Source organism: Mycoplasma sp. 4423 (genome assembly GCF_054353855.1).
Genome location: NZ_JBTHHJ010000010.1, coordinates 34,755 through 42,131, shown reverse-complemented (window position 1 = coordinate 42,131; position 7,377 = coordinate 34,755). Strand labels below are relative to the sequence as shown.

The 7,377-nt window shown below is 26.4% G+C and carries 8 protein-coding genes; 5 read left to right on the top strand and 3 right to left on the bottom strand.

Features of this window, described 5'->3' with window-relative positions:
- The 5 genes from ACXYRN_RS02470 to ACXYRN_RS02450 form a co-directional block, all read left to right on the top strand.
- Positions 1–332, top strand: a 332-nt coding sequence (locus ACXYRN_RS02470; RefSeq protein WP_458607545.1) for a hypothetical protein, incomplete at its 5' end; no start/stop codon positions are given.
- A 177-nt stretch (positions 333–509) separates the two neighbouring features.
- Positions 510–1,265: a hypothetical protein gene (locus ACXYRN_RS02465; RefSeq protein WP_458597824.1), complete on the top strand. Its 756-nt coding sequence runs from the start codon at positions 510–512 to the stop codon at positions 1,263–1,265.
- 211 nt (positions 1,266–1,476) lie between these two features.
- On the top strand, positions 1,477–2,196 hold the full coding sequence (gene pyrH, locus ACXYRN_RS02460) for a UMP kinase (protein WP_458597822.1): 720 nt from the start codon (positions 1,477–1,479) through the stop codon (positions 2,194–2,196).
- The gene (gene frr / locus ACXYRN_RS02455) at positions 2,196–2,747 is read left to right on the top strand and encodes a ribosome recycling factor (protein WP_458607544.1); all 552 of its coding nucleotides are present in this window, start codon (positions 2,196–2,198) and stop codon (positions 2,745–2,747) included. The genes pyrH and frr overlap by 1 nt, the downstream gene beginning before the upstream one ends.
- A gap of 88 nt (positions 2,748–2,835) precedes the next feature.
- The gene (locus ACXYRN_RS02450) at positions 2,836–4,701 is read left to right on the top strand and encodes a GmrSD restriction endonuclease domain-containing protein (RefSeq protein ID WP_458597819.1); all 1,866 of its coding nucleotides are present in this window, start codon (positions 2,836–2,838) and stop codon (positions 4,699–4,701) included.
- A gap of 246 nt (positions 4,702–4,947) precedes the next feature.
- Here ACXYRN_RS02450 and der read toward each other — a convergent pair whose 3' ends face one another.
- From der to ACXYRN_RS02435, 3 genes are read right to left on the bottom strand one after another with little or no spacing between them, the layout of a single operon-like run.
- Positions 4,948–6,255, bottom strand: coding sequence for a ribosome biogenesis GTPase Der (der, locus tag ACXYRN_RS02445; RefSeq protein WP_458597817.1), 1,308 nt, complete (start codon positions 6,253–6,255; stop codon positions 4,948–4,950).
- Positions 6,248–6,916, bottom strand: a complete 669-nt coding sequence (gene cmk / locus ACXYRN_RS02440) for a (d)CMP kinase (RefSeq protein ID WP_435129571.1) — start codon at positions 6,914–6,916, stop codon at positions 6,248–6,250. The genes der and cmk overlap by 8 nt, the downstream gene beginning before the upstream one ends.
- Complete coding sequence (locus ACXYRN_RS02435; RefSeq protein WP_435129568.1) at positions 6,906–7,328, bottom strand: hypothetical protein; 423 nt, start codon at positions 7,326–7,328, stop codon at positions 6,906–6,908. Before ACXYRN_RS02435 ends, cmk begins: the two co-directional genes overlap by 11 nt.
- Between the last annotated feature and the right edge of the window lie 49 nt (positions 7,329–7,377).

The window sequence follows — 7,377 nt, the reverse complement described above, 5'->3', positions numbered from 1 at the left end:
ATATGCTACCTTATGGTAAAAATAGTAATTTCGAGTTTATGTATAAGGATGCTAACGAAAAACTTAATAACGAAGTGCTGGGGTGGTATACTGTGTTAGATGAACAAGATGATAGAAATTTAAGTTCGTTCTTGCCGGGGTATGATGTAGATATAAAAAATGATAATTTTAATGTTGCATCATATAACTATTTATTTACTTATTTAAATACTATATATGCTAAAAATAATTTAGATAAGATAAATAGAATTAATTATAGTGAGTATAAAAAAGAACTAGCTAAGAATAATAAAGTAAAGGCTAAAGAAATTATTAATAAGGTGCTGGTGTAATTTGTATAGTAAGTATAAGTGCATATTTCTTTTCCATAAAATTGCAGATATAAAAAGTTTAAATGACTTTTTATATCTTTTTCTAGATTACTTTCTTCTTTTCTTATAAAATAAAAATGTAAGAAATCATATAGGTAATTAATTTCTTACAAAATTTTATGATAAGGAGATATTATATTGAAAAATAAGATTAAAAAAATATTATCTATTTCTTCTGCTTCTTTCTCTTTACTTGTTACTTCTTGCTCATATTCACAAAAAGACTCTAATAAATATAATAAAGATGATATAGGCAATTTTTATTCATATATACTGTCTTATAAAAAAGACAATATGATTAAAGATATTAACGATAATTATTTTTATTATATGTGGAAAAACAATAAAGAAGATGCTGGTAAATTTGAATATTTATTAAAAAATAAATATTCATATATTAATTCAGTTGAAGAATTAAATAAACGGTTTTTAGATAAGTTTAATTTGTCTTTTGTCAAGAAATACTATAATTTGTTCAAAGACAAGGTAGTTTTTGATATAAATAATTTAACAGAAGAAAAATTAAAGGAAATTAATCTAGAAAAGTTTAAAGAAATTTATTTAAATAACCAAGATATTGTTGAATTCTTTAAAACGAAAAATTTATTAATGTATGAGGTTTGAGTAAACGATGATAAAATTCCAAATTTGGTATTAGTTCCTGACTATAAAAGTAAAGGTGAAAATAATTTGACATTTTTTGTTGTTGATTTTTATTTATTAGGTGAAAACCTTCCTTTGGATTATAAAAATAGAGACCCAAAATTGTTAATGAACATAAAATATATTGACAAAAGCAAATCAGTAACGATTAAAAAAGCTACAAAACAAGAAATTTTGAATCTTTATAAATATTTACCTTCAATTATAACAACTGATAAAGCTGATGTATAAGTTTATTATATAAAAACATAAAGTCGTAATATAAAAAGTTGAATTCACTTGTCATAAAAATACAAATAACTTTTATAAATACCTTAAAATTTTAATAAAAAATGATAACAAGAATTAATAAAAGGACATTTTTAAATGTCCTTTTATATTTAAATATAACAATTCATAAAATTTGTTTATAATATGATAAATAAATTATATTAGAGGAAAAATGATTAAATATAAACGAATCTTAATAAAACTTTCTGGTGAAGGTTTTGCTAACAAAGAAAAACACCTAGCAATTGATAACGAACTTGTTAAGAAAATTGCCATACAATTAAAAGAAATTGTAAAGCAAGGTGTACAAGTGTCTATTGTTATTGGTGGTGGTAATTTCTGAAGAGGTGCATCTGCTGAAAAAAATGGTATTCCTCGTAATCGTGCCGATTACATCGGGATGCTCGCTACCATAATGAATGGTTTAGCGCTTCGTAGTGGTTTTGAGCTTGTGGGACTTAAAGCAAGGGTGCAAAGTTCATTGAACATTGATGCTCGTGTTGCGGAAAACTATGTAAATGAAAAAACAATGAAATACCTTGAAGATGGAGAGGTTGTAATCTTTGTCGGTGGAACTGGTCGCCCTTATTTCACCACTGATACTGCATCTACATTATATGCATCTGAAATTGGTGCAGAAGTTATTTTAATGGGTAAAAATGGAACCGATGGGATTTATGATAGTGATCCTAAAACAAATCCGAATGCAAAAAGATATGATAAAATTACATATAATGAAATACTTGAAAAAAAATTACAAGTTATGGATTTAACTGCCACTAGTATGGCTCGTGATAACAATATTAATTTAATTATATTTAACTTACTCGAAGAAGATTCAATATTAAAAGTTTTAAAAGGACAAATAACACACACAGAGGTAATTAAATAATGGATATAGAAACTTATTTATTAGAACTACAAGAAAAATCTGAAAAAGCAATTAGTCATTTTAAATTTGAGATGTCAAAAATTTCTACTGGTAGAGCCAATCCACAACTTATTAAAGGGATTCGGGTAAACTATTATGATGTTCCCACTCCACTTGATGAATTAGCAAACATCTCAGTTCCTGAACCACAACAACTTTTAGTTAAGCCTTATGATATGGCATCAGTAAAAGAAATTGCTAAAGCTTTAGATAAAGCAAATCTTGGGATTCCCCCCGTTGATGAAGGTAATCAAATTAGACTTACATTTCCATCTTTAACAACTCAACGTCGTAAAGAGATGATCAAGAACTTAGCAAAACTAACTGAAGCAACTAAAATAGGAATCCGTAATGCTCGTCAAGAAATAAATAAGATGATTAAAGCAAATGAAGAACTTTCTGAGGATGAAGAAAAGAAATACTTAGATGCTGTTCAAAAAGAAGTAGATTTATTAATTGAAAAAGTCGTTCAATTAACCAAAGAAAAAGAAAACGAACTACTAAACAAATAACAAGCTCCGGTGCAAAAATTTGTGGTTTGTTTTTTTTTTTTTTTTTGTATATAATAAAGGAAATATTCACATTTATACAAGGAAGATTATGGAAAATAATACTAAATATGAACTAAAACAAAGAACAATTAAAGATATTATTTATGAACTTTCTCAGGATAAACTTATAATTCCCGAAATGCAAAGACCTTATGTTTGAAAAGACAAACAAGTAAGTGATTTGTTCGATTCCTTATATCATGGTTTCCCAATAGGTTATATAATAACAAACAGACCTCGTAATAATGATATAAAACGGAAGAGTTATGTTTCAAATGATGATTTTGAAACTGTTTTGATTGATGGTCAACAAAGGTTAACTGCTCTAAATGCAATAATTAATGGTTTAGAAGTCTTGGATGAAAATTATAAAAAAAGAAGAATAATTGTTTCTTTTAACCCCTTCCCTAAGAAAAATGAAGAGATTTTTAAAATACAAAATGCATATACAAAAAATAGTAAAAAATGAATATCTGATATTTCAGATATATTTAAAGGTCATTCTCATTATAAAGTTTGTCAAAAATATATTAATGATAATCCAGAAATAACTATGGAAGATATCGATAGCAAAATAGATAATTTAAAACATAAAATATGATCAACTAATATTGGGGTAATTGAAATAAAAGAATATGTTGATCTGGAAACGCTTACAGAAATTTTTATAAGGATAAATTCCAAAGGGACACCTTTAAAGCTTTTGGATTATTCAATAAGTAAAATTTCTGCAAATAAAAATTACGGAACAAATATAATTAGAGTTATGAATTATTTTTCTGAAATCCTAAAAACCGATAATAATATTTACAGAGAGATTGAAAAAATTGATCCAGATTTTTTTAAAACTGAAATGGGTCAGAAAATTACTTGACTTAGTAATATAAATAATAATGATTATATTTATAAACCATCAGTGAATGATATATTATTTGTTTCATTTTCTCATATTTTTGATAGAGCAAAAATGAGCGATCTTGTTGAATTATTATCTGGTAGGGATTTCGAAAAAAGAGAATATATTCCAGAAAATATACAAAGTAATTTTGAAAAAATTATTAATGGAATTTCGAGTTTTATAGACAAATATAATTTCAATACTTTTACACAAGCAATCAAAAATATAGGATTTAAAAATATAAAAATCAATAAAAATTCTGTTGTAATAAATATTGCTTATATAGTCTTTTTAAAGCTTAGAAAACTTTCTCGTCTTGGTATGGAAGAAGTTAAAAAATACACTGTTAAATGGTATATAATGTCTTTATTAACAAAAAGATATAAAGATAGTTATGTTGATCAAGTTATTAATGATTTAAGAAATATAAAAGAATTAGGAATCGAAGTGATATTAAGAAAAATAGATCAAACAGAATTGACAACTGATTTTTGAGAACTAAGACTTCCTGAACTCTTAGATACAAGTATACAAGAAAATCCTTTTCTAAAATGTTATTATGCCGCCTCAGTTGCTAACGGCAATAAAGGATTTCTTACTCCTTGATTAACACAAGAGGATATGTTAAAAAATTTAATCAGTGACAAACACCATATTTTTCCCAAACAATATTTAATTAATTCTTCTAATGAATTTAATGAATATTCATTTTTATCTGAGAAAAAATGATACAACCATTCTGCTAACTTAGTATATTTAGAAAAGAATATAAATATTAAGATCAAAGACAAAGCACCTAATGTATATTTTAAAGAAATAATTCAAGATATAAAAACAAATAATTCTCTTTTCCTTGGTAGAAAGATTTCCTTAGAAGAATTGGATGAAAATCTCGATGAAAACTGTATTCCAAAAGATATAATAAACTGAACATATAAAGATTATAAAGATAAATTTTTGCCTGAAAGAAGAAAATTAATGGCGAAAAAAATTAAAAAATGATATGAGAATATTTAGATTTTAAAGTATTATGTAAATTTTCTTTCTTTAATACCACATTAATAAATAAAATCCTTATACTATTCATAAGTAGGACGCCTAAGGGACCACTCGGCGTCTTATTTTAAAAATATGCCGTTTTTTTTGCTAGGTTAAAAACAGCAAAAATTTAGGTTCTAATCAATGCCACTATAACCTTCTACTTTATTTTAATTATTTTTCTTAAAGAAAATGTTAACTAACTCTAGTTTTTATCAACCAATTTTACTCCAACCCATTCTTATTCTTAAAATACATCTTAATTGGACAACCTTTGAAATTAAAGGTAGCTCTCAATTGATTTTCTAAAAACCTTTGATATGAAAAGTGTAAGAATTTTTTATTATTTACAAAGAATGTAAAAGTAGGTATTTTTGATAATTCTTTACGAACATAATAAATATTTAATCTTCCACCATTAAACGGTTGTGCTGGTTGAATAAGTTGTGTTTCAAGCACTAAATTAGAAAGCAACGACGGTTTTATATCTCTTTCCATATTTTCACGAACTTCTGATAAAGTTACTATCAACTTATTAATTCTTTGATTAAATTTTGCTGAAATAAATACAAAAGGAACTCATGGAACAAAATGAAATTTATTTCTCATTTTCTTTTCATAATCAGCCATTGTATTTGTTTGTTTTTCAACTAAATCTCATTTATTTATTACCACAATTATTGGTTTTTCATTCTCTAATGCATATCCTATAATTCTAGAATCAAAATGTGATACTTCTTGTTGTGTCGCATCGATTACTATCAAAGACAAATCAGCTTCTGATAGCGAATTCATTGCTCGCATTAAAGCATAATGATCAACACTTTCAATTAATTTTGATTTTTTTGTTATTCCTGCTGTATCAATCACATTATATAGTTTATGGTCTATTTCAACAGTTGATTTAACACTATCTCGTGTGGTTCCTGCAATTTCTGAAACAATTGAACGATACTCTTTAGTTAAATTATTAAGTAGCGAACTTTTACCAGCATTAGGTTTTCCGATAATCGCTAAATTAAAATAATCATTTTGGTCTTCATCGCTGAAATCAAGATATTCTAAACACTTATCTAAAACTTCACCAACACCTTCACCATGTAATGCAGAAACAGGATAAATATGTTCAACTCCTAAAGCATATCATCCATAATCGAATTGCTGGTTGTTTTCTAGTTTGTTTGCTACAGCAATAATAGGTTTATTACTTTTTCTTAAAATATTCATTATGAATAAATCATCATTACTTATTTCGTTTGTTCCATCAAAAATAAAAACAATAACATCTGCTTCTTCAATCGCTATTTTTGCTTGAATCTGGATTTGTTCTTGAAAAGGTTTATTTTCAATTTCAATTCCGCCGGTATCAATTAATTTGATTTCATGACCTGATCAAGTAATTTTTTCATACAATCTATCTCTTGTAACACCTGGTTGGTCATAAACAATTGATATCTTTTTACCTATAATACGATTAAATAAGGTGCTTTTTCCTACATTAGGTTTTCCAATAATTGCAACTGTATTATGCATCTTTTGACCTTTCTTTAACCAAATCCATAATCTTTGCTATCACTTCTTCTATCTCTAAATTAGTACAATCAATAAATACTGCATCTTCAGTTTTATGTAACGGATCAACTTCACGATTCATATCTTGTTCGTCTCGTTTTTTTACTTCATAAAGCACTTCTGCAAAACCTGTATTATAACCTAATTCCTGATTTTGCTTCATTCTACGCTTTGCTCTTTCTTCTTCTTCTGCTCATAAAAAGATTTTTACTTCAGCATGGGGCATAATTTTAAAAGTTGTATCCCTCCCATCGATAATATATCCTTTACGTTTTTTAGTAAGTTGTTGAATATAATCAACCACGAACTCTCGCACTGCAGGAATTTTAGCTACAGACGGAGTTATTTGTGAGATATAATCGGCCCTTATAGCTTTTGATACATCAATTCCTTTTAATTCAATTCTGTCATTTTCTAGCAGTTTAATCATACCTTTTTGTAATGTCTTAATAACATTTTCTTGATCACGAGAATCAACACCATTATCAATGGTGTTTTTTGCGATTGCCCGATATACACTACCACTATTTATAAAAGTGAAACCATATCTGCTTGCTATTTGCTTACTTACTGTGGATTTACCTACTCCAGATGGCCCATCTATTGCAATATTAACTTTCATCACTACCTCCAAGTTTCTTTTTCTTTATTCTTACTTTTGTAGTATTTGATATATTGTGTTCTTCTGAAGCTAATGTATCAATTAAATATTGTGCTTTATCTTTTTCAATAAATTCTATATCATCTACATATGAGTCGTTTTGTTTATCGAATTTAATTTTTAAGTCTATATAACCTTGTAATAATTCTTTATACAAATAATTAAAATCGAAATCAAAAACTTCTTGTTTTTCTATTAATTTGGATTCGATACTAACATTTTGCTGATATTTATAAGCTGAATTAATGTTCTTTTTGAATCATTTTTGCTCTTTTTTTAGTTCATCATTTCCTGATTGAGATAGCAGAATTAGGTTATCTAAAACATCCTTATCTTCGTTTGAATCATCTACTTTTGAACCATTAAAATTCATATAGTTATTTTACTTTATTTTTTATATTTTGAAATAACAAAAAGCACAT